Genomic DNA, 21,958 nt, shown 5'->3' with positions numbered 1-21,958 from the left:
GCGGCCTGCGTCATAGTCACGAAATGTCGCGCCAGTTGAAGGAGACCTCCCATGCGTGTGCTTTCTGCCCTGATCCTGTCCACCGCGCTGGCCCTGCCGCTGGCCGCCCCCGTGCTTGCCGAGGATGACATGACCCGCACCATCAGCGTAACCGGCACCGGTACCGTCGAGGCCGCGCCCGACATGGCGACGCTGATGATCGGCGTGACCACCCAGGGACCGACCGCCGCCGAGGCGCTGGCCGCGAATTCCAAGGCGACCGATGCCGTGATCGCCCGGCTGACCACCTCGGGGATCGAGGGGCGGGACATGCAGACCTCGAACCTGTCGATCAATCCGAACTGGACCGGCTACGACAGCTCGACACCCACGATCTCGGGCTATGTCGCGTCGAACATGCTGACGGTGCGGGTGCGCAAGCTGGATACGACCGGCGCCGTGCTGGACGCGGCGGTCGCCGACGGCGCCAACACGCTGAACGGCATGACCTTTGGCCTCGCCGATCCCGAGCCCGCCTACAACGAGGCCCGCAAGGAGGCGGTCGCCGACGCGCGCGTCAAGGCCGAGCTTCTGGCCACGGCGGCGGGAGTGAAGCTGGGGTCGGTCCTGGCGATCTCCGATGCGGGCGCGATGACCGATCCGGCGCCGATGTATCGCGATGCGGTGGCAGCCTCGCCCGTGCCGGTGGTGGGGGGGGAGCTTGGCCTCGTGGCCAATGTCTCCGTCACCTGGGAAATTGCCGACTGAGACGCCGCATGAGATGCGACAAGCGGCGGGATTCGCACGGATCCCGCCGGTTTCCGTCATGATTTGGCCCAAGTCGCGCGGCACTGTCTGTGCAAGAGAAGAAGGCAGGAGCAGTTCCCCATGATCCGCGGACCGATCACCCTGTTGATCGTCGGTGCCATCATGCTTGCGGGCTTCGCCCTGGTTGCGCTGGGGCCGCAGGCCTTTGAACGCTATTTGCCGGAACGGGTCGTCGCGATGCTGGATGGCGGATTGGCCGGCACTTTCAACGGTGTCCGGCGTTCGGGTGACAGCCCGGCGGATTTTCTGGATGACGGCGTGGATGGGCTGGAAGCCCGTGGCCCGATTGCCGCGCTCGCCGGAAACCGGCCCGTCTTCATCGGCGACGTGATAGACGGCTATTCCACGCGCGTCGGATCCGGCATCCCGGCGGAGATCACCATGATCCGGCCGATTTCCGGCTGTCGCCCGACCCCGCCCCTGCAAGGGACCACGGTCGGCCATGTTACCTCGGGCGTGACCGGGCTGGACCTGCCGCTCCTGACCTATGAGGACAGCGATCTTGCACTCGCGGTGCAGGATTTCGTGAACGCCTACCGATCCGGCGGGTTGACCAGGATCAATCCACCCGCGGGCCTGGCATATGAGGTTTACGACGTCGCCGTTACCGAGACCCGGGTGCCGGTATATCTGGTTCTGGAAAGCACCGGCCGCAACCGGATCTGGAACATCCACCTTGCGCCGGGCGCGAAGGTGGAGCGGGTGATCCTGCTGGGTGGCATGCATTCCGGGGTGGCCAACCTGGACCCGGTGGTTCCGGTCGAAGTGCTGCCGGGCGCCGCGCTGGCCGCCTGCGGCATCGAGCCTGCCTATCCGCTGAACCCTGGCCACCGCTTCTTTGACGTACTGAAAAACGGGCCTGGAACCTACAAGACCGACGCCGAGGCCACCTATCTGGTGATGCAGGACCGGATCGCTGCCTACAACACCTGGTTCCGCGACACGTTCGGGGTCAAGGCCGACGAAACCCGCGCGGGCTTTGACGAGGGCACGCTGTCCGTCGTCGGGCCGCAACCCGGCGCGGCAGAACCGAAGGCGGTCTACGCCCCGGTCAATGGCGCGCGCATCCGGATGACACAGGACGACTACTTCGAGATCGAGGGTCAGGTCCCCGAGGGCGAGGATTTCGCCGGTCGGGTCAAGGCCATCGCGACCAGCTTCGCCTTTGGCGACCTGTCGACCCTGCGCCAGGGGGTGAACTTCTGATGCTGCGGGTCCTGATCGGCACGGGACTTCTGCTGATGGCCGTGGGCTTCGGCGCTGCAGGCTGGCAGTATTGGCAAACGCTGCCGGCGGCCGAACCGGCTGCCGCCGCCGAAACCCCGCTTGTCGCGCCGGAAAAGGCCCCGCTGCGGCAAAGCTGGCTGATTTCGCCCACGGGGGGGCTGATCACGCAGGACGACGTGCAGGCCTATCTTGCACAGGATCGGTTCGTGCCGGGGCGCAGCCTCCGCGTCCTGCGTCAAGCCAACCTTGCCGACCTTCTGGTCGAGGGCGAGAAACTGCCCGACGTCCCGTTCCTGCAGGTGCTCGCCGATATCCGGGCCCCGCGCGTCGCCGAGGGGCTGTGCCCGGTGCTGCTTGACGGCATCGCCCAGGACTGCGCGGTGAATGCGGCCCATGTGGTCGAAGGCAGTGTCGACGCGGTGGCTGGGACCGCGATGTTCCAACTCGACCTTGTCTATCGCCTGAAGGACGACGGGGCCGAACTGCCCGACCTGGCCGCGCATGTCTTGCAGAGAGAAGCGGTCCGGCTGGACCTTGACGCGGGAGCCGAGGGTGCGGCCAGCCCCGCTGCCGCGCTTGGCGCGCTGCTGGCCTCGGTTGCCGCCGCCTGCACCGCTGAGGGCGTGGGCGAGGCTTGTCGTCCGATCCGGCTGGACCTGGACTGGGTTCCGGGCCGGCCCGTATCGGCCTCGGCCGGGATCGCCTGGCTTGATCCGCTGCCGAAGGGAATGTTCGTGGCCCCGCCGCTCGACCCCGCCACCGGGGGCTGACCGGCAGGGCTTGTTGTCAGGCGGTCGCCTTGGCCAGCGCCTGGTCAAGGTCGGCGATGATGTCGCGGACATCCTCGATCCCGATCGAGACGCGCACCTGGTCCGGCGCCGCCCCAGCCTTGATCTGCGCTTCCTCGGAAAGCTGCCGGTGGGTGGTCGAGGCCGAGTGGATGATCAGGCTGCGGGTATCGCCAAGGTTTGCGACGTGGCTAAACAGCTTCACGTTGTCGATCAGCTTGACGCAGGCCTCGTAGCCGCCCTTGACCTGGAAGGTGAAAAGCGCCCCCGGGCCGTTCGGGGTGATCATCTTTCCGAGATGATAGTAGGGCGAGGACTTCAGCCCGGGGTAGGTGACTTTGCCGATCCGCGGGTCTTGCTCCAGCCATTCGGCCACGATCTGCGCGTTCTCGACATGGCGCTGCATCCTCAGGGACAGCGTCTCGATCCCCATCAGGGTGTAGTGGGCTCCCTGCGGGTTCATCGTCATGCCAAGGTCGCGGAGCCCGATGGCGATGGAGTGGAAGGTGTAGGCCATGTTGCCGAGGGTCGGGTGGAAGACGAGGCCGTGGTAGGCGGGCTCGGGCTGGGAGAGCGAGGGGAACTTGTCGTCGGCGGACCAGTTGAACTTGCCTGAATCGACGACGATCCCGCCAGTGACCGTGCCGTTGCCGGTCAGGTATTTGGTGGCCGAATGAACGACGATGGTCGCGCCGTGTTCGATCGGGCGGCAGAGGTAGGGGCTGGCGGTGGTGTTGTCGACGATCAGCGGGATGCCGGCCTGATCCGCCACGCGGGCGATGGCGTCGAGATCGGACAGCGCGCCGCCGGGATTGCAGATCGTCTCGCAGAAGAGGGCGCGGGTGTCGGCGTCGATGGCTTTCTCGATCTCTTTCGGATCATCGAAGTCGACGAATTTCGCCGACCAGCCGAACTTGCGGATCGTGTTGGAAAACTGCTGGATCGTGCCGCCGTAAAGCCGGGTCGAGGCCACGACGTTCCGCCCCGGCTGCATCAGCGGGAAAAGCGCCATGATCTGCGCTGCGTGGCCGGAGGAGCAGGCGATGCCGCCCGCCCCGCCTTCGAGCGCGACAACCCGGTTGGCGAGAGCGGACACGGTGGGGTTGGTCAGGCGGGAGTAGATGTAGCCCACCTCTTGCAGGTTGAAGAGTTTGGCGGCGTGGTCGGCGTCGCGGAAGACGTAGGCGGTGGTCTGGTAGATCGGGACCTGGCGGGCGCCGGTGGCCGGGTCGGGCGCGGTTCCGGCGTGGATGGCGAGGGTGTCGAAGCCGAGGGGTCGGTCGGTCATGGGGTCCTCCTGTGGATTGGGAGCGAGGGTAGGGGGGATCGGGGCGACTGGCAACGGGAAGCTGTCCACGCAGGACAGGCTTGGCCGATCTTGGGAAATCAATGGCTTGGCTGTGGGCGTTTACGGAATCTTCATCTCTGGCCGCAGGGTAGTGGAGAAGGATCGTTGCGATCTCTGCGGGTTCCATGCTTGGAGTGGGTTTCGTCATTCCGGAGCCCCGCACGATGCTGACCCCGTTCCATCTGGCCTACCATGTCACCAGCCTTGACGCGGCCCGCGCCTTCTACGGCGGGGTGCTGGGGTGCCGCGAGGGTCGCAGCACCGAAACCTGGGTCGATTTCGACTTCTTCGGCCACCAGATCAGCCTGCATCTGGGCACACCATTTGCCACGACGAACACTGGCAAGGTCGGCGACCATATGGTGCCGATGCCGCATCTCGGGCTGGTCCTGCTGTTGCCGGACTGGCAGGTGCTGGCGGATCGGCTGACGGCGGCGGGGGCCGACTTCGTACTGCCGCCACAGGTCCGGTTTCAGGGCCAGCCGGGGGAGCAATGGACGATGTTCTTCCGCGATCCGAGCGGCAACCCGATCGAGGTGAAGGGGTTCCGAAGCATGGACGAGGCCTTCGCGTCTTGAGGTGCGGTTTCCCGCCTTGGAGGTGCCTCTGCCGGAGAGCTAGCGGACGGGATTGGCCTGTGCCGGTTCGGGCCAGGCTGGGGTGGCGGCTACGGTCCTTGCGAGCAGTTGATGTCGTGATCCGAGCTGGATCAGCGCCACGCCGCCAAGGATCAGGACCAGCGCGGCGATTTCCAGGGGAGTGATCCTTTCCCCCACGCTGGCACCGATCAGCAGGGCCACGACGGCGGGCAGGTAGGTCGCGCCCGAGGCACCGACCGCGCCAAGCTGCTGCACCATGTAATAGTAGATCAGGTAGGCGAGCCCGGTGCCGAGGACGCCAAGCCCAAGGACCAGCGCCGCAAGGGCGCGGGGCTGGTCAAGGATGACGGACATGCCGGTCGTGTCGGTCAGCGTGGCAAGGGTCAGCAGCGCAAGGCCGGTCTGCCAGGTGGCAAGCGCCAGCGGCTTGAGGCCCAGGGGCGCGAGGAACCGCCGCGCATAGACGAAGGACACGCCGACGCTGGCGACACCGGCCAGCACCCAGAGGACGCCGGTGGTCGAGATCGTGGCGCCGTTCTCCCAGGGTCGCGCGGTGAGGAGGATGCCGACGAAGCCCAGGGCGACCCCGGCACCCATCAGCCGGTTGGGCCGTTCGGAGCGCAGGAAGAGGAGCGAGGTCAGGAAGGTGACGATGGGAATAGCACCGCCCAGAAGACCCGCAACGCTGGAGGGCAGAAGCGCGGTGCCCGCGACGAAACCGTAGTAGTAGAACGAGGTTGCCAGCACCGACATGACGGCGAAATGCGGCAGGTGGCGCAGTTGGGTGTGGCTGATCGCGCCGGTTGCCCAGGCGGCGAGGAGAAGCGGCAGGAAGCCCGCGGCGACCCGCAAAAGCACGATCTGCATCGGCGGCAGCACCCCGGAGGCGATCTTGATGAAGATGTAGTTCGATCCCCAGACTAGCCCGACAAGCACAAGGGCCAAATAGGCGCGGGTCATGGCGATGCCTCGTTCAGTTTCCTGCGGAGTTTCTAGCGCGATTCGCCGGGGCTTTCGCGCCAGAAGGAAAACTGTCAGGCTGTAGAAAATCTGCTGTCAGGCCGCCCCATGCTTCCCCGTCGCAAGCTTCCCCCGCTGAACGCGCTGCGCGCCTTCGAGACGGCGGGACGGCGGCTGAACTTCCGGGTGGCCGCGGATGAGCTTGGCGTCACGCAAGGCGCGGTGGCCCAGCAGGTGCGGGCGCTGGAGGATCATCTGGGGCAGGCGCTGTTCCGGCGGTTGTCGCGCGGGCTGGAGCTGACGCCGCAGGGCAGCGCCTTCCTGACCGAGGTAAGCCGCGCCTTCGACGTGCTGGGCGAGGCGGCGGAGCGGCTGGCAAGGCCCTCGGACCGGGTGACGATCAGCGTCACGCCGACAGTGGCGACGCGACTTCTGATCCCGCGCATCGCGGCCTTGCAGGAGGCGCTGCCGGGGGTCGAGTTGCGGACGATCGCCGATGAGGACATGCCGGATTTCGCCCGGGGCGAGGTGGATCTGGCCATCGGCCTGATGCGACCGCCGGTTCCGCCGGACGTGGAGGCGGTGCTGCTGGTGCCGCAGGAGATCGTCGCGGTGGCCAGCCCGGCGCTGGTCGGGGGCCGGGCACTGCCGCTGGACGATCACGCCCTGGAGGCTTTGCCGCTGGTGCATCACTGTTTCGACAACTGGCCCCGGTTCCTGAACACGGCCCTGGCCTTGCCGGGCCCGCGCTACAGCCTGACGACGCTGGCGATTGATGCGGCGCTGGCCGGTCAGGGGGCGGTCGTCGCAAGTCTGGGCTTTGTCGCCGGAGATCTGACATCGGGGCGCCTGGTGCGGATTTCCGAGCGGTCGTTGCGGGCGGGGCCGGACTATTACCTTGTGCGGAAGCGCTCCGCTGCAGCCAGATCGGCAGCCGATGCGGTCTGGCTCTGGTGCATCGACAATCTGCGTGCCGGATGATCTTTCCGGGCGGCTGACGATCCGGCGCGGCGCGGGCGTCCGGGATTGCCGGATGGTGGCCTGAAAAGCGGTTGCCATCGCCGCCTGCCCGGCCAACTCTGGCCTTTGGCAAAGGGAGAGGCACATGGCAGCGGAATCGGCAGGCGTTGATCTGGTCTCGGTGGTGACGCTGCTGGGCGCGGCGGTCGTCGCGGTGCCGGTGTTCAAGCGGATCGGGCTGGGGTCGGTGCTGGGCTACCTGGCCGCCGGGCTGGTGATCGGGCCATTCGGGCTGCGGCTCTTCTCGGACCCGATGGCGATCCTGCATGTCGCCGAGCTGGGCGTGGTGATGTTCCTGTTCGTCATCGGGTTGGAGATGGAGCCGTCGAAGCTTTGGGCGATGCGGCGGGACATCTTCGGCATCGGGCTGATGCAGGTGGTTCTGTGCATTGCCCTGCTGCCGTTGGTGGGCGTGGCGCTGGGCTATCCCTATGCGGGCTCGCTGATCGCCGGGGCCGGGTTCACCCTGACCTCTACCGCGATCGTGATGCAGATGTTGCAGGAGCGGGGCGACATTTCGGCGCCGAAGGGGCAGCGGATCGTGTCGATCCTGCTCTTGGAGGACCTGGCCATCGTGCCCCTGCTGGCGCTGGTGGCGTTCCTGGCGCCGGGGGGCGAGGATGTGACACTGGTCGACCGGGTGATCGGGATCGGGATCGGCCTCGGGGCGATTGCGGCGCTGGTGGTGGCGGGGATGTACCTCTTGAACCCGATGTTCCGGCTGCTCGCGGCCTCGCGGGCGCGGGAGGTGATGACGGCGGCGGCGCTGCTTGTGGTCCTGGGTTCTGCGCTCTGGTTGCAACTGGGCGGGCTGTCGACGGCGATGGGGGCGTTCCTGGCCGGGGTGCTTCTGTCGGAATCGAGCTTCCGGCACCAGCTGGAGGCGGATGTGGAGCCGTTCCGCGGCATCCTTCTGGGCCTGTTCTTCGTGGCGGTCGGCATGGCGCTGGACCTGAAGGTCATCGCCGGAAACTGGCAGCTGGTCGCGGTCAGCGTGGTGGCGCTGATGGTGCTGAAGGCGGCGATCATCTATGTCGTGGCGCGCTGGAAATCGAAGGTGGGCCGGGCCGAGGCGCTGGAGCGGACGGTGCTGATGGCGCAGGGCGGCGAGTTCGCGTTTGTGCTCTATTCCTCGGCGCTGACCTTCGGGCTGCTCGGGCCGCGCGAGACTGCGCTTCTGAACGCCATCGTCATCATCTCGATGGCGCTGACGCCGCTCATGCTGATTTTGCATGACCGGCTGAAGCCCGCCGCCCTGGTATCGACGGAAGGGGTCGAGGCGCCGGACGGGCTGTCGGGGCAGGTGCTGATCATCGGCTTCGGACGGTTCGGGCAGATCGCCTGCCAGCCGCTTCTGGCGCGGAAATGCCAGATCAACATCATCGACGACGACCCCGAGATGATCCGCGCGGCGGAGACCTTCGGCTTCAAGGTCTGGTTCGGCGACGGGACGCGGCTGGACATCCTGAAGGCGGCCGGGGCGGAGACGGCGCGGGCGGTGCTTATCGCGACCGACAAGCAGGAGGTGACGACGCGGATCGCGAAGCTGGTGAAACACGAGTTTCCGAATGCGGTGGTGCTGGCCCGGGCCTGGGACCGGGCGCATGTGCTGGAGCTGATCAAGGAGGGCGTCGACCACCATATGCGCGAGGTGTTCCATTCGGCGCTGGCCTTGGGGGGCGAGGCGCTGGAAGTGCTGGGGGTGGACCCGGACGAGATCGAGGAGGTGGCCGAGGGCATCCGCAGGCGCGATGCCGAACGTCTGGCCCTGCAGACGGCGGGCGACATCTATTCCGGCCGCAGCCTGATCATCGGCAATGCGGAGCACACGGTGCAGACCGCAAGCTAGAGCCGGGCGAGCAACCGGCTCGGCGCGGTGCCGAAGCGCGCGGTGAAGGCTTTGGAGAAATGCGACCTTGTGGCGAAACCGCAGGCGGCAGAGACTTCCGACAGGCTGAGGTCGGTCCCGGACAGGAGGTTCCGGGCGTGGTCGAGCCGCATGTCGAGGTAGAACCGTGCCGGGGCCTGGCCAAGCGCCTTGCGGAAGATGCGTTCGACGTTGCGGCGGGAATAGCCGATGCGGGTGGAAAGCTCCTCCATCGACATGGGGTCTTCGATGTGGCGCTTCATCAGCTCGACCATCGCGGCAAGGCCCGGATTGCGCAGCTGCGCGACTGCGGAAAGCGACGAGCGCTGGCCGGGATCACGCCCGATGGCGACGCGCCTTAGGCACATGTCCAGCACCATGTTGGCAAAGGCCTCACCCTGGTCGCGGGCGATGATGTCGATCATCAGGTCGGTCGCCGCCGCCCCGCCGCCGCAAGTCATGACGCGGTCGTCGATCTCGAACTTGGTTTCCGAGGGGGTGAGGGTCGGGAACATCTCGCGGAAGGCGGGCTGGTTTTCCCAGTGGAGCGTGAAGCGGCGGTTGGTCAGGAGGCCCGCCTTGGCCAGGGCGAAGGGACCGGTGCACAGGCCGCAAATCCGGCCGCCGTGGCGGTGATGGCGCTGCACTGCGGCGACGATGTTGGGGGTGATGGCGATTTCGGGCTGGTTGCCGGCACAGACAACAAGGGTCGTGTCCCGCGACGGGGTGCCAAGGGGGCCGTCGACCTGCACGGTCAGGCCGCAGGAACTGGTGGCGGGCCGACCGTCAGCCGTGGCTGTGCGCCAGGCGTAAAGCGGGCGCTGCGACAGCTGGTTGGCGATGCGAAGCGGTTCCACCGCCGAGGCGAAGGCGAGAAGGGTGAAGGTCGGGCAGATCAGGAAGTCGAAGGCACGGGTGGGTGCATCGACGCGGGCGGGCCGGAAATAGGCCGCACCTGCGGGGATCAGGGGCTGTGTGCTGTCAGCACTCATTGCCGGGGGGCGCCGACGGCGCGACGGTCGGGTTCGGGGGGCGACATCAGGCTTTCGAGCTTGGCCTTGACCTCGTCGGGCCAGAGCATCGAGGTGTGCTTGTCCAGCCAGCTTGCCGCGAGCACCTGTTCCACCGACCAGCGGTGTTCCTCGCTGCAGTGGATGGTATGGCGCAGGCGGACCGAGGACTTGCCGACCTTGAGGATGGTCAGCCGGAAGGTCAGCGTGTCACCGAAGAACGAGGGTTTGGAAAAGTCGCAGGTCAGATGGACGGTGGGGGTGCCCCAGCGCTCGTTCCAGATGATCTCGTGCCAGGGCCAGCCGATATGGGCCCAGAACTCCTCGACCACGCCGTTCAGGATGTTGAGGTAGGCCGGGTAATAGGCGGTGCCCGAGATGTCGCAATCGCCGAAATGCAGCATCCGGTCGGTGGTGAAGCAGACGGTCATTCCCCGTATCCCCTTTTGCGACAGGTCTGCCGCGTTTTGGCATGGGTTGCCGCGTCAGTCCAGCGGGACGGCGGTGGTGTACTTGGTCTGGCGCAGGACAAAGTGCGTGGTGGAGGAGCGGACGACGCCTAGGGCGAGGAGGTCACGCATCAGGAAGCGCTCCAGATCCTCGGGGTCGCGGGCCATGACCTTGATCATGTAGTCGTCGGCTCCGGTGATGGTGGCGCATTCCACGATCCGGTCCTGCGCTCTGGTGAAGTCATCGAGCTTGCGGATCGTGGCTTCGGAATGGTCGATCAGCGAGAGGTGGATATAGGCGAGGACCGGCATGCCCAGCTTGCGGCGATCGAGGAGGGCGACCTCGGCCCGGATCACGCCCGCCTCGCGCAGGGCCCTGACGCGGCGCCAGCAGGGCGAGGGCGACATGCCCGCGATGTCGGCCAGCGCCTGAACCGAGAGCGTGCTGTCACGTTGCAAGGCCGACAGGATCCGGCGGTCGACGTCGTCGAGAGGATATTGGGAACTGGATTGCATGGATGTGCCAAAATTTGGAACTGCATGCCCCAATATTGGTAAACTCGGCCGAGAAAGAAATCAATTTCCCGAGGAATCGCGCAAACTGGAACCATGACCGCTCAGGAGGGCGCCGCCATGCCGACAAGCTATGCCGCAAAACTGCCGGACGCGGCGGGATATATCGACTATTCCGAGGACGAGGATGCCGTCTGGCGCGATCTGGTCGCCCGGCAATGGCCGATGGTGCAGCGTCACGCGGCTGCGCCCTACCTGCGGGGGCTGGATATGCTGGACATGCCGCGGACGCGCGTCCCGCAATGCCCGGACCTGTCGCGGAAGTTGCGGGCGCTGACCGGCTGGCAAGTGGTCCCGGTCCCGGCGCTGATTTCCTTCGGGCGGTTCTTCGCGATGTTGGCGGAGCGGTCGTTCCCGGCGGCCAGCTTCATCCGCAGCCGCAAGGATTTCGACTACATCGAGGAACCGGACATCTTTCACGAGATCTTCGGGCATACGCCGCTATTGACCGACCCGCGCTTTGCCGGGTTTTCGCAGGCCATCGGCCAGGCGGGGTTGCGCTGTTCCAAGGAAGACTATGCCTGGCTGATCCGCCTCTACTGGTTCTCCATCGAGTTCGGGTTGACCATCGAGGACGGGGTGACGAAGACGCTGGGGTCGGGCCTGGCGTCGTCGCCCTCGGAACTGCTGTGGTCGGTGGGGCTGGGTGATGGGCAGCCGGAACTGCGGCCCTTCGACGTGATCGACATCCTGCGCACGCCCTACCGGATCGACATCCACCAGCCGGTCTATTTCGTGATCGAGCGGCTGGATGACCTGTTTGCCGCCGCCGAGCGGGACCTGCTGGCCGATGTGGCGACCGCCCGGAAGCTGGGGCTGCATGCGCCGAAGTATCCGCCGAAGCTGGAGAGCGCGTGATGGAGCGGCTGGGTCCAGAGGCGTGCCGGGCGCGCATGGCGGGCCTGCACGGAGATTGGGCGCTGGGCGAGGGTGCGGGCAGCATCACCCGCAGTTTCGCCTTCAAGGGCTATGCCAAGCCGGTTCAACTTGCGAACCTTCTGGCCTGGTACGCCGAGAAGACCGGGCATCACCCCGACATCGCCTTTGGCTGGGGCTATTGCCGCGTGACTTGGACCACGCATGACGCCGGTGGGTTGACCGAGGCGGATTTCGCGGCGGCGGAGGGGTTCGACCGGCTGGTCGGTTAGGCGCGGTCGTCTTTCGGGCTGCCCATCACGACGAATGTGGTGATGGCGCGGACCTGTGGCAGGGTGCCCAGCACCTCGGTATGCCAGTGCTTGAAGGCGGCAAGGTCGGCGCATTCGATGCGCAGGAGATATTCCACCGTGCCGGTGATGTTGTGGCATTCCCGGACCTCGGGCGCGCGGGAGACGGCGCGTTCGAAGGCCTCTTGCGCGGCCTTGGTGTGGGAGCCGAGGCCGACCGTGACATAGGCCACGAAGCCTACCCCGAGTTTCGCCGGATCAAGGACGGCACGGTAGGACTTGATGACGCCCGCCTTTTCCAGCGCCTGCACCCGGCGCAGGCAGGCCGAGGGGGACAGGCCGACGCGGTCGGCCAGCGCAAGGTTCGGCTGGCGGGCGTCGCGGGTTAGCTCGCGCAATATCCGGTGGTCTATGTCGTCAAGATTGCCCATTTGTTGCGAAGATATTCAAGTTCGCCGCATCTTTGCAATCCTTCGCCTCTGCGGGCGCTGCAGAATTGTGGGCATGACACATGAACTGTTCCTCGCCCTTCTGGGCTTTGCCTTCGTCACCTCAGTCACGCCGGGGCCGAACAACATGATGCTCTTGGCGAGCGGGGTGAACTTCGGCTTTCGCCGGACGGTGCCGCATATGCTGGGGATCAGCCTTGGCCATGCGCTGATGGTGTTCCTGGTGGGGCTGGGTCTGGCCGGGGTGTTCAAGGCTTGGCCTCCGGCGCTTTTGACGCTGAAGGTGGCGTCGGTGGCTTATATGCTGTGGCTCGCCTGGAAGATTGCCAATTCCGGCGCTCCGGGTGAGGGCCGCGCCAAACCGGCACCGATGACCTTCCTGCAGGCCGCCGCCTTCCAGTGGGTGAACCCGAAGGCCTGGGCCATGGCGCTGGGCGCGGTCTCGGCCTACGTGGCGGAGCCTTCGCCTTTGGCCTATGCGGCGGTGGCAGGGGTCTTCGCGCTGGTCAACCTGCCCTCGGTGTCGGTCTGGGCCGGGGCGGGTCAGACCGTCCGGCGCTGGCTGGAGGGGCCGGGGCGGCTTCGCGCCTTCAATTGGGGGATGGCGGGGCTTCTGGTGCTGTCGCTCTGGCCGGTGGTCGTAATGGAAATCTAGGCCGAGAAGAGCCGCACGCTACAGCCGCTTATTGTCGGCTGCCCTGTCACAGTCCAGTTGGGAGCCCGTGGCAAGGGGATTCACATGGCTTGGGCAAAGCGATTCGTGCGGGGCGGGCTGGGTGTCGGCGGGGCGGCGGTGGCGGCTTTGATCGTCTACCTTGGCTATCTTCAGGTCAGCGGCAACTTCCATCAGGTCGTGGCGGATGAGGTCTACCGCTCGGCGCAGGTGTCGAAGGACGACATTGCGGCCTACCGGTCAGGCTATGGTATCCAGAGCATCCTGAACCTGCGTGGAGCCGCACCCGGCGAGGCCTGGTATGACGAGGAGCTTGCTGCCAGCGCGGCGTTGGGTCTGACCCATGCGGATTTCGCGATGAACGCTTCGCAGGAGTTAAGCGCCGCAGATGCCGCGCGTCTGATCGCGCTGATGCGTGCGATGCCGAAGCCCCTTCTGGTGCATTGTCGGCATGGGTCGGACCGGACGGGGCTGGCGATGTCGCTGTACCTGGCCGCGATCAGCGGGGCGGACGAGGAGACGGCAGAGGGGCAGCTGTCGCTGTGGTTCGGTCATTTTGCGGTGCCCGCGCTGTCGGATGCCTGGCCGATGGACCAAAGTTGGGAACAACTGGAGCCGGGGCTGGGATTCGTCGAAAGCTGAGGCCTAGCGCACCCACAAGCCTTCGCGTTTCAACGTATTGCGGAGCGCCTGTTCGCGGCGGGGCAGGTTTGCCCGGTCAAACAGCACCCGGGCCTTGGCGCCTTCGCCCTGAAGCACCATCCGCTTCCACGCGCCCCAGTGGCGCAACACCGAGCGCAGGGCGGCGTCGGCGGCGGTAGCCTCCAGCACCTCGACTGCCCGATCACCGTCACGGGCATAGAGGAGCGGCAAGGTGCGATAGTGGCAGGTCGCCGATCCGTCCAGTGGAGCGAGCTCCGGCCCGGGACGCCCGCCGCCAAAGGAATGGACCACGAGCGGCAGGGTGATCTGGTCGAGCCAGGGGTAAAGCTCCTGGCAGACCAGTTCGGCGGGCGGGTTGTCGCGGATGTCCTTCGCCCAGGCCAGGAAGCGGTTCCCGAAGGCGCGGGGGCTTTCGTGGAAGAACCAGCCCGCGTTGAAGTAAAGGAAGCGCTGCCAGTAGTCTTCGGGGTGGGCCAGGTCGAGCGAGCTTGCAAAGTCGAGATCGAAGCGATCATAGAGCGCTTTCCAGGTCTCGGTCGCCGTGGGGCCGTAAAGTTCGACTTTCGGCCAGGTGTTCTCGCGCCGCATCGAGGCGGAGGGGCGAAGGAAGTCGAAGGGGATGGCCGAGAGCGGGCCGGTGATCAGGGTATCGGTATCCAGAAACAGGAAGGGCGCGTCGGGCAGGGCAGCCAGCGCTTCGATCTTGTTGCCATGCGGGTAGTCCGATCCGAAGGCGCGGGTCTCGAAGGGCAGAAGGGTGACGCCGAGGCCGACGAGCGCCTTTCGTGCCCGGTCGGACATCCGGGGATCCTCGCGCCATTTCGGGCCGGGCTGCGGTTCGGCGATGAAGAGCCTTCCCGTGAAGCCGGGGTCGGAGAGACGCAGCGAGGCCGCGAGAAGGATCGCCTCATGCTCCAGCCGCCCGGCCTGCCCAATGGCGAGGAGGTTGAAGCTCATCTGGGCGTGAAGCGCAGGGACAGGCAGGACATGCCGCCGTCAAGCCTGGCGCATTCGGAATTGCCGATTTCGCGGACAGTGAAGCCAGCGGCGTCAATGGCGTCGAGGGTGCGGGAGAAGCCTGCGGGCATCAGGACAAGATCGTTGAAGCGGATGGTGTTGGCGGCGGCTTCCTCGCCGTCCGCCACGTCGATGACCTTGTAGCCTGCAAAGCAGCCCGAGGCGGAGAGGCGCTTCGTCGACAGAATGGTGTCAGCGTCGAGAAGCGAGCAGTCGGTCTTGAAATGCAGGACGCCGGGGGGTGTGTGAACCTCGCGCACGGCATGGCCCCAGGGCGTGACCAGGCGGGCCAGTTCGGCGATCCCGGCGGCATTGGTGCGGGCCGAGCGGCCGACAAGGATTTCGCGTTCGGTGACAAGGATGTCGCCACCCTCGATGAAGTTGTCCGCGCCGGCGATCGCGACCACATCGCGATACAGCGCGCGCAGGTGCGGCGCCATTTCCGCCGCCTCGCCGAGCCGGGAGGGCGCGCCCGGCCGCAGGATGACCGCACCTTGCGGCAGGCAGAGCGCGGTGTCCTCGACGAAGACCGAGTCCGGGTAGGCGTCAAGCGCCGGGAGCTCGACGACCGTGGCGCCGGTTTCGCGCAGGGTGGCGATGTAGGCGGCGTGATGGGCCTGCATCAGGCCGAGATCGGGGGTGCCGGTGTCGACGGCACGCAGGCCCCGGGTGATCGAGGATGCCGGGCGTCGGGTGATGGCATGGGTGAAATGGGTGGAGAAGGACATGGCGGACCCCGGAAGCTGGCGACTGTGTCGCACCCTCGGGGGGGATGGTGCAAGGGGGTGCGGTCAGCGGGGCTTCAGCCGGTAGCGATCGGGTTCCTCGAAGACGTCGATGGCGCGGGTTCCTGCCTTGATCTTCGCGCCATGTTCCACCCCCGCCGGGATCATGTAGCTGTCGCCGGGGCCGTAGGTCCGGGTCACGCCGCCAATGGTGAATTCGATCTCGCCTTCCAGGACCGAGCCCCACTGCGCTCCGTGCGAATGCATCGGCAGGATCATGTCCTTCTTGAACGAGAAGAAGGCGACGAGGCCCGCGTCGGAACGGATGGCGGAGGTGTGCACGACATCTTCCGGGAAGGGAACTTCGATGCCGGGAAAGCTCAGGATGAAATCGGGGAAGGGCATGGCTCACTCGCTGTCCAGGATGCAGTCGCGCCATCCTAGGGCAGAACCGGGGGCGAGTCCCGACATGCCTGCATCAGCCTGGGGGATGTTCGGCCACGAGCCGCAGGATGTGTCCCATCTTGGCGGCCCACCTGCGGGATTTGCAGCCCAAGTCATTCATCACCATGGAAATGGTGGGCGACCCTGGAATCGAACCAGGCGTGGGTCGCCCCGGGGGAGTTACAGTCCCCTGCCGCACCTTGCAGCTCGTCGCCCGCCGGGGGTTCGTCTACTCGCGGGGGCGGGGGGCGTCAAGGGTTGAACGCGGAAGATTTCGGCTTGCATCGGCAGGCCCGGCTGCCGCACTGTCCGGGCCGGATTTTCGGGGGTTTCCAGATGAGATCGGGCGGACAGAAGCCGGCCTGGGTGGTCGAGAAGGAACGCGGCGAGAAGCGCGATGCGCGCGAGACCGTCTGGCTTTTCGGCCTGCACGCGGTGCGCGATGCGCTGATGAACCCCCGGCGCGAGAAGCTGCGGCTGGTGGTGACGAAGAACGCGCTCGACAAGCTGGAGGCGGCGGTTGCGGCGTCGGGGATGGCGCCGGAGGTGGTGGAGCCGCGCCGCTTCGATGTGCCGATCGACGAAGGCTCGGTCCACCAGGGCGCGGCGGTCGAGGTGAAGCCCTTGAACTGGGGCCGGTTCGCCGATGTCTGTGCGGCGGGCGACGGGCTGCCCCTGGTCGTGCTCCTTGACCGGGTGACGGACCCGCACAACGTGGGGGCGATCCTGCGCTCGGCCGAGGTGTTCGGGGCGCGGGCGGTGATTGCGCCGAAGCATCATTCCGCGCCGGAGACAGGGGCTTTGGCGAAGACCGCCAGCGGTGCGCTGGAGCGGCAGCCCTATCTGAAGGTCACGAACCTGGCCGAGGCGATGGAAACCCTGAAAGACATGGGCTTCACCCTGATCGGCCTGGATGGCGAGGCGCCGGTCACGCTGGACGCAGCGGTGGCGGGGGTGGGCGGACGACCGATCGGGCTGGTCCTGGGCGCGGAAGGGCCGGGCCTGCGGGAGAAGACGCGGGAGACCTGCGATGTACTGGCGCGCATTCCCTTTGCCGGTGCCTTCGGCAGCCTCAACGTCTCGAACGCGGCGGCGGTGTCGCTTTATGCGGCCTCGGCGCAGGTCAAGGCGTGATCACATCTCTGCGACAGGGCTTTAACCGGGGCTTTGGCTTTCTAAATGACAAAGGGAGCACGGGACCGGAACCCCGTACTCTCTTCACTGTCCCTCGTTCCGCGACTGGGCGCCTGAGGATCACCTTGGGCGCCTTTTTCTTTCCGGAGTAGCCATGCCGACCGATACCGAGATCCGCGACATCCTGACATCTGTGAAAACCATTGCGCTGGTCGGCTGGTCGCCGAAGCCCGACCGCCCGAGCCACGGGGTCGCAGCTTTCCTGAAGCGCCGGGGGTATCGGGTGATCCCGGTGAACCCCGGACAGGCCGGGCAGGAGGCGCTGGGGGAGACGGTGGTGGCGAGCCTGGCCGAGGCGGGTCCGGTCGATATGGTCGATATTTTCCGCCGCAGTGAAGAGGCCGGGGCGGTGGTTGACCAGGCGATTGCCGTGGGCGCGAAGGTGGTCTGGATGCAGCTTGGCGTTGTCGACGAGGCGGCGGCCTTGCGGGCGCGGGCGGCGGGGGTGCAGGTGGTGATGAACCGCTGCCCGGCGATCGAAATCCCGCGGCTGGGGCTGTAGCGCGGACCTCTTGAAAGGTCCGGGTCGGAGCCTTTGAAGGCGCTGCCCCGATTTCTTTGAAGAAATCGGGTCAGCGCCCGGCTTTTTCGGCGATCCCCGACGTTCCTTCGCGCCGGTCAAGCTCTGCCAGCACGTCCGCCAGCGCCACATCCCGCGCGGCGAGCATGACGAGGAGATGGTAGAGCACGTCGGCGGCTTCAGACGTGAGGCGGGCACGGTCGCCCTTGACGGCCTCGATGATCGCCTCGACGGCCTCTTCCCCGAACTTTTCGGCGCATTTCTCCGGCCCCTTGGCCAGGAGCTTGGCAGTCCAGGACGTCTCCGGGTCGGCCCCCTTGCGGGCGGCGATGGTGGCGGCGAGTTTTTCCAGGCTCATGCCCACCTCACGTCAATCGAACGGGGATGCCGGCGGCGGCCATATGGGCCTTGGCCTGGCCGATGGTGAAGGTGCCGAAGTGGAAGATCGAGGCGGCGAGGACGGCGGAGGCATGGCCTTCGGTGATGCCTTCGACCAGGTGGTCGAGCGTGCCGACCCCGCCGGAAGCGATGACGGGGATGTCGACGGCATCGGCGATGGCGCGGGTCAGGGGCAGGTTGAACCCGGCGCGGGTGCCGTCGCGGTCCATCGAGGTCAGCAGGATTTCCCCGGCCCCCTTGGCGGCGACGGTGCGGGCGAAACCGACCGCGTCGATGCCTGTCGCGCGGCGGCCGCCATGGGTGAAGATCTCCCAGCGGCCCGGCTCTACCGTCTTCGCGTCGATGGCGACGACGATGCACTGGCTGCCGAAGCGGTCGGCGGCCTCGGCCACCACATCCGGGCGGGCCACGGCGGCGGAGTTGAAGCTGACCTTGTCGGCGCCCGCCAGAAGCAGTTTGCGGACATCCTCGGGCGTGCGGACCCCGCCGCCGACGGTCAGCGGCATGAAGCACTGTTCGGCGGTGCGGGTCACCAGATCGTACATCGTGGCGCGGTTGTCCTCGGTCGCCATGATGTCGAGGAAGCAGAGCTCGTCCGCCCCGGCGGCGTCGTAGGCTTTCGCGGCCTCCACCGGGTCGCCTGCGTCGATCAGGTCGACGAAGTTGACGCCCTTCACCACGCGACCGTCGGCCACGTCGAGGCAGGGGATGATGCGGGTTTTCAGCATGGCGGCAGAAATGGCCCGGGCGGGGCGGAAAAGCAAGCGGGTTCGAAAGGAGCGGTGTCCACGGTGGACAGAATTGTCGAGCTTTTGATTTCAATAGGTTGCCAGCGGACGTTAGGCGTTTCTTAACGTCTGGCCCTAGCGTCCGTCGCCATCCGCGCCACCGCCCCGCGCGAGATGAGGATGTGGAAGGGCATCACCAGCCGCAGATAGGCGCGGCCCCAGACATTGTGCGGATGAACCCAGGTCGACATGTAGAGACGCCCCCCGGCCCGGATCAATCCGATGCGGAAGTTCAGGTGCCGGTCGTCGGTGCCGAGGACCAATTCGTGTTCGGACTCGAGGCAGGTGGGGAAGATCGGCGTGTCCGGCGCGCCGGTCTTCAGGCCGAAGGGGCGGACAAGGGTGTTGCGGAGCGCGAGGAGGCCAGCGGCCCAGCGGGGCAGCGCCAACCCCTTTTCGGCGGCTTCGCGCGGGGAGAGGGTGGAGGCGACGGAATAGCAGTCGAGAAAGTCGCCGGGCCGGTGGAGGGTCCAGAGCGCGGAAGCGGGGGGCAAGGTGTCGGTGCGGATCATGCGGGAAGGGTGACGCAAAGTGCGGGGTATGGGAAGGGCGCGTTCGGTCGCGGGTTTTGGGTGGCGCAGCGGTGCCCTCTCCCCCATCCCCTCCCCACAGAGGGGGAAGGGAGGCGCTTGGCGGTGGCGGCGCGCCTCGGCGGGAAGGTATTGCCCTTCTGACGATTGCCATGCTTCGGGCTTGTCGCGCAGGATGACCGGAGATGGGGGGCCGCGATGCGAGAGACGATCCGCTTCCTGATGCAGGCGCTGGCCCTGGGCATGGCGGGATATTGGGCGTCGGAGGCGCTGTTCTGGGGGTTTCCGCCGGTGCCGGGCGATCCGGTGACGCTGGCGGTCACGGTGCTGGTCTATGCGACCGTCTTTGCGGCGGTGCTGGCGGCGGCGCAGGTGACAAGGGCCTCGGGGTTGCCGGGGCTCGTGCTTTGCGGCGCGCTTTTCGGATTCCTGATCGAAGGCGTGGTGGTCGACACGATGATGTGGGGGGTGCCGGTGACGCTGGTCTGGGTGCCGCTGGCCTGGCACATGCCGCTGACGGTGCTGGCGGCCATCGCGGCGCTGCGGCTGGGCGGGCGAGGGCTGTGGCTGGCGGTGCCCGCGCTGGTGGTCGCGGGGGCGGTGAACGCGGGGTATTTTCCCACGGTGCGGTCGGACTTGCCGGGACTGGGGGCGGTGCTGGCCTATCAGTTGCCGTTCCTTGGGGTCGCCATCGCGGGGCATCTCTGGCTTGACCGGCCGGGACCGCGCGCCGAGGCCCCGCGCTGGCTGGTCTGGGGGCTTGCGCTTGGTACGCTGGGATTGTGGGGGTTGAAGCTGGTCGCCGACCCGCAGCCGAAGCGGCTTTTGGTGCCGGTGATGATCGGGCTGACGCTGTGGGCGATGCGGCGGGGCGGGCGGGCGACGGCAGAGGCGGCGGGGTTCGGCCATGCCGGGGCGAGGGTCTGGTGGTTGGCCTTGCCGACCGTGACCACGGTGCTGGCCGGGCAACTGGTGCGGGGTGGTCCGGGCTTTCCCGGCAACGAATGGCTGGCGATGAGCTATGGGCCGGTCGGGCTGGGGCTGTGGGTCTGGGCGCTGTGGCGGGCGGTCAGGGACGCTCGTCGGTGACTTCGTCCCTCCTCGCGGGGGCGCTTTGCGACGAGAAGCCGAAGGCGAACGAGGAGCGTCCGGTCAGGCCTTGAGGGCGGTGAGCGCCTGCGTCAAGTCAATCGCCCCGTCATAGAGCGCGCGGCCGGAGATCGCGCCCGCGATGACGCCGGTGTCGCGCAGCGCGATGAGGTCTGCCATGCGGCTGACACCGCCGCTGGCGATGACCGGGATGGCGACGGCGCGGGCGAGGGCTTCGGTGGCCTCGATGTTCGGCCCCTGCATCGCGCCGTCGCGGTCGATGTCGGTGTAGATCAGGGCGGCGACTCCTGCGTCCTCGAAACTGCGGGCGAGGTCGGTGACCATCACGTCGGTCTCGGTCGCCCAGCCCTTTGTCGCGACGCGGCCCTTGCGGGCGTCGATGCCGACGGCGACCTTGCCGGGGAAGGCCTTTGCCGCCTCACGCACGAGGGCGGGGTTTTCCACGGCGACGGTGCCGAGGATGACGCGCGACAGGCCCTTTTCCAGCCACATCGCGATTGTGCCCATGTCGCGGATGCCCCCGCCGAGCTGGGCGGGAACATTCACCGCCTTGAGGATCGCTTCCACCGCCGCGCCGTTCACCGGCTGGCCCGCGAAGGCGCCGTTCAGGTCGACGAGATGGAGCCATTCGCAGCCTGCCACCTGGAACTTCAGCGCCTGCGCCGCCGGGTCGTCGCCGAAGACGGTGGCGGCCGCCATCTCGCCGCGGAGAAGCCGGACGCATTGGCCGTCCTTCAGGTCGATGGCGGGGTAGAGGATCATCAGGGCGCTCCGGCTCGGGTCGCCCGGGTCTTTGGCATGGGGCGCGCGGAATGAAAAGACCGGCGCGCGACCCGACGTCACGCTTGATCGGATTCGCGGCTGGGGCAAAGTCGGCCCGAGGAGACTTGCGAGGAGGACGCATGATGAAGGTTTTCGCTTTTGCCGTCGGGCTGGCGATGTTGGCGGGCGCGGCCTGGGCCGACCCGGTGGAGGGGGTCTGGCAGACGAAGAAGGACGACAACGGCAATTTCGGCTATGTGCAGATCAAGCCCTGCGGGCCTGCGTTCTGCGGGGTGCTGATCAAGGCCTTCGACAGCGCGGGCAAGGAAAAGGCCAGCGACAACATCGGCCGCCAGATCGTCTGGGACATGGTGGCCTATCCCGACGGGCTTTACGACGACGGGCAGATCTATTCGCCGGACCGCGACAAGACCTACAACGGCGACATGACGCTGTCGGGCGACAGCCTGAAGGTAAGGGGCTGCGTGCTGGGCATCTGCCGCGACGGCGGCACCTGGAAGCGGGTGAAGTAAGACGCAGATTCCGGGTCGCCTTTCGCCGTGCGCCGGGGCAGGGTCGCGCGGGCAGGAGGCGACCGATGCGCGGCAGTGACTGGCTATTGCTCTGGACCCTGTCCCTGCTCTGGGGCGGGTCGTTTCTGTTCAACGAACTGGCCCTCGCGGGCCTGCCGCCGCTGACGGTGGTCTGGGGCCGGGTCGGCCTTGCGGCGCTGATCCTGTGGGGCGTGGTGCGCGCGACGGGGGCGGCGCTGCCGCCTCGCAGAGTGTGGCCCGCGCTCCTGATGATGGGCTGTCTCAACAACGCGGTGCCCTTCACGCTGTTCGTGCTGGCGCAGGGGCAGATCACCGG

General features: G+C 67.1%; 28 protein-coding genes and 1 tRNA gene. 15 read left to right on the top strand and 14 right to left on the bottom strand.

The genetic code is table 11. The features are described from left to right. Window positions 1-51: 51 nt before the first annotated feature. From JNL31_RS16375 to JNL31_RS16365, 3 genes are all read left to right on the top strand, one after another. Window positions 52-747, top strand: a complete 696-nt coding sequence (locus JNL31_RS16375) for an SIMPL domain-containing protein (protein ID WP_294975534.1) — start codon at window positions 52-54, stop codon at window positions 745-747. Between the two features lie 120 nt (window positions 748-867). Continuing rightward, window positions 868-2,013 (top strand): hypothetical protein, encoded by a 1,146-nt coding sequence (locus tag JNL31_RS16370; RefSeq protein ID WP_294975531.1) that lies wholly within the window; start codon window positions 868-870, stop codon window positions 2,011-2,013. Beyond that, window positions 2,013-2,804 (top strand): hypothetical protein, encoded by a 792-nt coding sequence (locus JNL31_RS16365; protein WP_294975528.1) that lies wholly within the window; start codon window positions 2,013-2,015, stop codon window positions 2,802-2,804. The genes JNL31_RS16370 and JNL31_RS16365 overlap by 1 nt, the downstream gene beginning before the upstream one ends. Before the next feature lie 16 nt (window positions 2,805-2,820). Here JNL31_RS16365 and JNL31_RS16360 read toward each other — a convergent pair whose 3' ends face one another. Next, on the bottom strand, window positions 2,821-4,110 hold the full coding sequence (locus JNL31_RS16360; RefSeq protein ID WP_294975525.1) for an O-acetylhomoserine aminocarboxypropyltransferase/cysteine synthase family protein: 1,290 nt from the start codon (window positions 4,108-4,110) through the stop codon (window positions 2,821-2,823). 224 nt (window positions 4,111-4,334) lie between these two features. Between JNL31_RS16360 and JNL31_RS16355 the strand changes: the two genes are divergently transcribed. Next, a complete protein-coding gene (locus tag JNL31_RS16355) occupies window positions 4,335-4,748 on the top strand; it encodes a VOC family protein (RefSeq protein ID WP_294975522.1) in 414 nt (137 codons plus the stop codon). Window positions 4,749-4,787: 39 nt separating this feature from the next. Here JNL31_RS16355 and JNL31_RS16350 read toward each other — a convergent pair whose 3' ends face one another. Further along, entirely contained in the window at window positions 4,788-5,729 is a 942-nt protein-coding gene (locus tag JNL31_RS16350; protein ID WP_294975519.1) for a DMT family transporter, read from the bottom strand. A 108-nt stretch (window positions 5,730-5,837) separates the two neighbouring features. Here JNL31_RS16350 and JNL31_RS16345 point away from each other — a divergent pair, with 108 nt between their 5' ends. After that, complete coding sequence (locus JNL31_RS16345; protein WP_294975517.1) at window positions 5,838-6,710, top strand: LysR substrate-binding domain-containing protein; 873 nt, start codon at window positions 5,838-5,840, stop codon at window positions 6,708-6,710. Between the two features lie 124 nt (window positions 6,711-6,834). Continuing rightward, entirely contained in the window at window positions 6,835-8,598 is a 1,764-nt protein-coding gene (locus JNL31_RS16340) for a monovalent cation:proton antiporter-2 (CPA2) family protein (protein WP_294975515.1), read from the top strand. On the opposite strand, the gene JNL31_RS16335 is transcribed toward JNL31_RS16340, so the two are convergent. Genes JNL31_RS16335 through JNL31_RS16325 form a run of 3 tightly spaced genes read right to left on the bottom strand, consistent with a single transcriptional unit; the run spans window position 8,595 to window position 10,591 of the window. Further along, the gene (locus JNL31_RS16335) at window positions 8,595-9,608 is read right to left on the bottom strand and encodes a GlxA family transcriptional regulator (protein WP_294975513.1); all 1,014 of its coding nucleotides are present in this window, start codon (window positions 9,606-9,608) and stop codon (window positions 8,595-8,597) included. The two genes, JNL31_RS16340 and JNL31_RS16335, sit on opposite strands and share 4 nt — an antisense overlap. Beyond that, window positions 9,605-10,057: a thioesterase family protein gene (locus JNL31_RS16330; RefSeq protein WP_294975511.1), complete on the bottom strand. Its 453-nt coding sequence runs from the start codon at window positions 10,055-10,057 to the stop codon at window positions 9,605-9,607. Before JNL31_RS16330 ends, JNL31_RS16335 begins: the two co-directional genes overlap by 4 nt. A gap of 54 nt (window positions 10,058-10,111) precedes the next feature. Then, window positions 10,112-10,591, bottom strand: coding sequence for an Lrp/AsnC family transcriptional regulator (locus tag JNL31_RS16325; RefSeq protein WP_294975508.1), 480 nt, complete (start codon window positions 10,589-10,591; stop codon window positions 10,112-10,114). A 93-nt stretch (window positions 10,592-10,684) separates the two neighbouring features. Between JNL31_RS16325 and phhA the strand changes: the two genes are divergently transcribed. Continuing rightward, window positions 10,685-11,506: a phenylalanine 4-monooxygenase gene (phhA, locus tag JNL31_RS16320; protein WP_294975506.1), complete on the top strand. Its 822-nt coding sequence runs from the start codon at window positions 10,685-10,687 to the stop codon at window positions 11,504-11,506. Continuing rightward, complete coding sequence (locus JNL31_RS16315; RefSeq protein WP_294975504.1) at window positions 11,506-11,796, top strand: 4a-hydroxytetrahydrobiopterin dehydratase; 291 nt, start codon at window positions 11,506-11,508, stop codon at window positions 11,794-11,796. The genes phhA and JNL31_RS16315 overlap by 1 nt, the downstream gene beginning before the upstream one ends. On the opposite strand, the gene JNL31_RS16310 is transcribed toward JNL31_RS16315, so the two are convergent. Next, window positions 11,793-12,245 carry an Lrp/AsnC family transcriptional regulator gene (locus JNL31_RS16310; RefSeq protein WP_294975502.1) on the bottom strand — a complete coding sequence of 151 codons (453 nt, stop codon included), beginning with the start codon at window positions 12,243-12,245 and terminating at the stop codon, window positions 11,793-11,795. The two genes, JNL31_RS16315 and JNL31_RS16310, sit on opposite strands and share 4 nt — an antisense overlap. A gap of 73 nt (window positions 12,246-12,318) precedes the next feature. Here JNL31_RS16310 and JNL31_RS16305 point away from each other — a divergent pair, with 73 nt between their 5' ends. Next, a complete protein-coding gene (locus JNL31_RS16305; RefSeq protein ID WP_294975499.1) occupies window positions 12,319-12,918 on the top strand; it encodes a LysE family translocator in 600 nt (199 codons plus the stop codon). A gap of 84 nt (window positions 12,919-13,002) precedes the next feature. Further along, on the top strand, window positions 13,003-13,578 hold the full coding sequence (locus JNL31_RS16300; protein WP_294975497.1) for a tyrosine-protein phosphatase: 576 nt from the start codon (window positions 13,003-13,005) through the stop codon (window positions 13,576-13,578). Window positions 13,579-13,581: 3 nt separating this feature from the next. Here JNL31_RS16300 and JNL31_RS16295 read toward each other — a convergent pair whose 3' ends face one another. From JNL31_RS16295 to JNL31_RS16280, 4 genes are all read right to left on the bottom strand, one after another. Next, window positions 13,582-14,556: a hypothetical protein gene (locus JNL31_RS16295; RefSeq protein ID WP_294975494.1), complete on the bottom strand. Its 975-nt coding sequence runs from the start codon at window positions 14,554-14,556 to the stop codon at window positions 13,582-13,584. Then, entirely contained in the window at window positions 14,553-15,344 is a 792-nt protein-coding gene (locus JNL31_RS16290) for a dimethylarginine dimethylaminohydrolase family protein (protein ID WP_294975491.1), read from the bottom strand. Before JNL31_RS16290 ends, JNL31_RS16295 begins: the two co-directional genes overlap by 4 nt. Before the next feature lie 63 nt (window positions 15,345-15,407). Beyond that, complete coding sequence (locus JNL31_RS16285; RefSeq protein WP_294975489.1) at window positions 15,408-15,746, bottom strand: cupin domain-containing protein; 339 nt, start codon at window positions 15,744-15,746, stop codon at window positions 15,408-15,410. Window positions 15,747-15,917: 171 nt separating this feature from the next. Further along, a tRNA-Tyr gene (locus JNL31_RS16280) sits at window positions 15,918-16,001 on the bottom strand. A 120-nt stretch (window positions 16,002-16,121) separates the two neighbouring features. On the opposite strand from JNL31_RS16280, the gene rlmB reads away from it, so the two are divergent. Together rlmB and JNL31_RS16270 are read left to right on the top strand one after the other, a co-directional pair. After that, window positions 16,122-16,919: a 23S rRNA (guanosine(2251)-2'-O)-methyltransferase RlmB gene (gene rlmB, locus JNL31_RS16275; protein WP_294975487.1), complete on the top strand. Its 798-nt coding sequence runs from the start codon at window positions 16,122-16,124 to the stop codon at window positions 16,917-16,919. A gap of 154 nt (window positions 16,920-17,073) precedes the next feature. After that, the gene (locus tag JNL31_RS16270) at window positions 17,074-17,481 is read left to right on the top strand and encodes a CoA-binding protein (protein ID WP_294975485.1); all 408 of its coding nucleotides are present in this window, start codon (window positions 17,074-17,076) and stop codon (window positions 17,479-17,481) included. A 70-nt stretch (window positions 17,482-17,551) separates the two neighbouring features. On the opposite strand, the gene JNL31_RS16265 is transcribed toward JNL31_RS16270, so the two are convergent. The 3 genes from JNL31_RS16265 to JNL31_RS16255 form a co-directional block, all read right to left on the bottom strand. Then, window positions 17,552-17,857 carry a phosphoribosyl-ATP diphosphatase gene (locus JNL31_RS16265; RefSeq protein WP_294975482.1) on the bottom strand — a complete coding sequence of 102 codons (306 nt, stop codon included), beginning with the start codon at window positions 17,855-17,857 and terminating at the stop codon, window positions 17,552-17,554. Between the two features lie 7 nt (window positions 17,858-17,864). Beyond that, a complete protein-coding gene (hisF, locus tag JNL31_RS16260) occupies window positions 17,865-18,626 on the bottom strand; it encodes an imidazole glycerol phosphate synthase subunit HisF (RefSeq protein ID WP_294975479.1) in 762 nt (253 codons plus the stop codon). 122 nt (window positions 18,627-18,748) lie between these two features. Then, window positions 18,749-19,198, bottom strand: coding sequence for a DUF2867 domain-containing protein (locus JNL31_RS16255; RefSeq protein WP_294975476.1), 450 nt, complete (start codon window positions 19,196-19,198; stop codon window positions 18,749-18,751). A 216-nt stretch (window positions 19,199-19,414) separates the two neighbouring features. Between JNL31_RS16255 and JNL31_RS16250 the strand changes: the two genes are divergently transcribed. Then, window positions 19,415-20,305, top strand: coding sequence for a hypothetical protein (locus JNL31_RS16250; protein WP_294975475.1), 891 nt, complete (start codon window positions 19,415-19,417; stop codon window positions 20,303-20,305). A gap of 63 nt (window positions 20,306-20,368) precedes the next feature. Here the strand turns inward: JNL31_RS16250 and hisA are convergent, their stop codons facing one another. After that, window positions 20,369-21,088, bottom strand: coding sequence for a 1-(5-phosphoribosyl)-5-[(5-phosphoribosylamino)methylideneamino]imidazole-4-carboxamide isomerase (hisA, locus tag JNL31_RS16245; RefSeq protein WP_294975474.1), 720 nt, complete (start codon window positions 21,086-21,088; stop codon window positions 20,369-20,371). 140 nt (window positions 21,089-21,228) lie between these two features. Between hisA and JNL31_RS16240 the strand changes: the two genes are divergently transcribed. Together JNL31_RS16240 and JNL31_RS16235 are read left to right on the top strand one after the other, a co-directional pair. Beyond that, the gene (locus tag JNL31_RS16240; RefSeq protein WP_294975472.1) at window positions 21,229-21,621 is read left to right on the top strand and encodes a DUF2147 domain-containing protein; all 393 of its coding nucleotides are present in this window, start codon (window positions 21,229-21,231) and stop codon (window positions 21,619-21,621) included. Between the two features lie 65 nt (window positions 21,622-21,686). Continuing rightward, a partial coding sequence (locus JNL31_RS16235) for an EamA family transporter (RefSeq protein ID WP_294975470.1) occupies window positions 21,687-21,958 on the top strand: 272 nt, incomplete at its 3' end.

The sequence above is a fragment of the Tabrizicola sp. genome (assembly GCF_016792905.1).
In the GTDB taxonomy this organism is placed as follows: Bacteria; Pseudomonadota; Alphaproteobacteria; order Rhodobacterales; family Rhodobacteraceae; genus Tabrizicola.
The sequence above is the reverse complement of the archived record's forward strand: the minus strand, read 5'-3'. Positions and strand labels throughout refer to the sequence as shown.

Excerpts from the sequence above, each read along its gene's own strand:
- JNL31_RS16375 (WP_294975534.1), top strand. The coding sequence starts at position 52 with ATGCGTGTGCTTTCTGCCCTGATCCTGTCCACCGCGCTGGCCCTGCCG.
- JNL31_RS16370 (WP_294975531.1), top strand. The coding sequence starts at position 868 with ATGATCCGCGGACCGATCACCCTGTTGATCGTCGGTGCCATCATGCTT.
- JNL31_RS16365 (WP_294975528.1), top strand. The coding sequence starts at position 2,013 with ATGCTGCGGGTCCTGATCGGCACGGGACTTCTGCTGATGGCCGTGGGC.
- JNL31_RS16360 (WP_294975525.1), bottom strand. The coding sequence starts at position 4,110 with ATGACCGACCGACCCCTCGGCTTCGACACCCTCGCCATCCACGCCGGA.
- JNL31_RS16355 (WP_294975522.1), top strand. The coding sequence starts at position 4,335 with ATGCTGACCCCGTTCCATCTGGCCTACCATGTCACCAGCCTTGACGCG.
- JNL31_RS16350 (WP_294975519.1), bottom strand. The coding sequence starts at position 5,729 with ATGACCCGCGCCTATTTGGCCCTTGTGCTTGTCGGGCTAGTCTGGGGA.
- JNL31_RS16345 (WP_294975517.1), top strand. The coding sequence starts at position 5,838 with ATGCTTCCCCGTCGCAAGCTTCCCCCGCTGAACGCGCTGCGCGCCTTC.
- JNL31_RS16340 (WP_294975515.1), top strand. The coding sequence starts at position 6,835 with ATGGCAGCGGAATCGGCAGGCGTTGATCTGGTCTCGGTGGTGACGCTG.
- JNL31_RS16335 (WP_294975513.1), bottom strand. The coding sequence starts at position 9,608 with ATGAGTGCTGACAGCACACAGCCCCTGATCCCCGCAGGTGCGGCCTAT.
- JNL31_RS16330 (WP_294975511.1), bottom strand. The coding sequence starts at position 10,057 with ATGACCGTCTGCTTCACCACCGACCGGATGCTGCATTTCGGCGATTGC.
- JNL31_RS16325 (WP_294975508.1), bottom strand. The coding sequence starts at position 10,591 with ATGCAATCCAGTTCCCAATATCCTCTCGACGACGTCGACCGCCGGATC.
- phhA (WP_294975506.1), top strand. The coding sequence starts at position 10,685 with ATGACCGCTCAGGAGGGCGCCGCCATGCCGACAAGCTATGCCGCAAAA.
- JNL31_RS16315 (WP_294975504.1), top strand. The coding sequence starts at position 11,506 with ATGGAGCGGCTGGGTCCAGAGGCGTGCCGGGCGCGCATGGCGGGCCTG.
- JNL31_RS16310 (WP_294975502.1), bottom strand. The coding sequence starts at position 12,245 with ATGGGCAATCTTGACGACATAGACCACCGGATATTGCGCGAGCTAACC.
- JNL31_RS16305 (WP_294975499.1), top strand. The coding sequence starts at position 12,319 with ATGACACATGAACTGTTCCTCGCCCTTCTGGGCTTTGCCTTCGTCACC.
- JNL31_RS16300 (WP_294975497.1), top strand. The coding sequence starts at position 13,003 with ATGGCTTGGGCAAAGCGATTCGTGCGGGGCGGGCTGGGTGTCGGCGGG.
- JNL31_RS16295 (WP_294975494.1), bottom strand. The coding sequence starts at position 14,556 with ATGAGCTTCAACCTCCTCGCCATTGGGCAGGCCGGGCGGCTGGAGCAT.
- JNL31_RS16290 (WP_294975491.1), bottom strand. The coding sequence starts at position 15,344 with ATGTCCTTCTCCACCCATTTCACCCATGCCATCACCCGACGCCCGGCA.
- JNL31_RS16285 (WP_294975489.1), bottom strand. The coding sequence starts at position 15,746 with ATGCCCTTCCCCGATTTCATCCTGAGCTTTCCCGGCATCGAAGTTCCC.
- rlmB (WP_294975487.1), top strand. The coding sequence starts at position 16,122 with ATGAGATCGGGCGGACAGAAGCCGGCCTGGGTGGTCGAGAAGGAACGC.
- JNL31_RS16270 (WP_294975485.1), top strand. The coding sequence starts at position 17,074 with ATGCCGACCGATACCGAGATCCGCGACATCCTGACATCTGTGAAAACC.
- JNL31_RS16265 (WP_294975482.1), bottom strand. The coding sequence starts at position 17,857 with ATGAGCCTGGAAAAACTCGCCGCCACCATCGCCGCCCGCAAGGGGGCC.
- hisF (WP_294975479.1), bottom strand. The coding sequence starts at position 18,626 with ATGCTGAAAACCCGCATCATCCCCTGCCTCGACGTGGCCGACGGTCGC.
- JNL31_RS16255 (WP_294975476.1), bottom strand. The coding sequence starts at position 19,198 with ATGATCCGCACCGACACCTTGCCCCCCGCTTCCGCGCTCTGGACCCTC.
- JNL31_RS16250 (WP_294975475.1), top strand. The coding sequence starts at position 19,415 with ATGCGAGAGACGATCCGCTTCCTGATGCAGGCGCTGGCCCTGGGCATG.
- hisA (WP_294975474.1), bottom strand. The coding sequence starts at position 21,088 with ATGATCCTCTACCCCGCCATCGACCTGAAGGACGGCCAATGCGTCCGG.
- JNL31_RS16240 (WP_294975472.1), top strand. The coding sequence starts at position 21,229 with ATGATGAAGGTTTTCGCTTTTGCCGTCGGGCTGGCGATGTTGGCGGGC.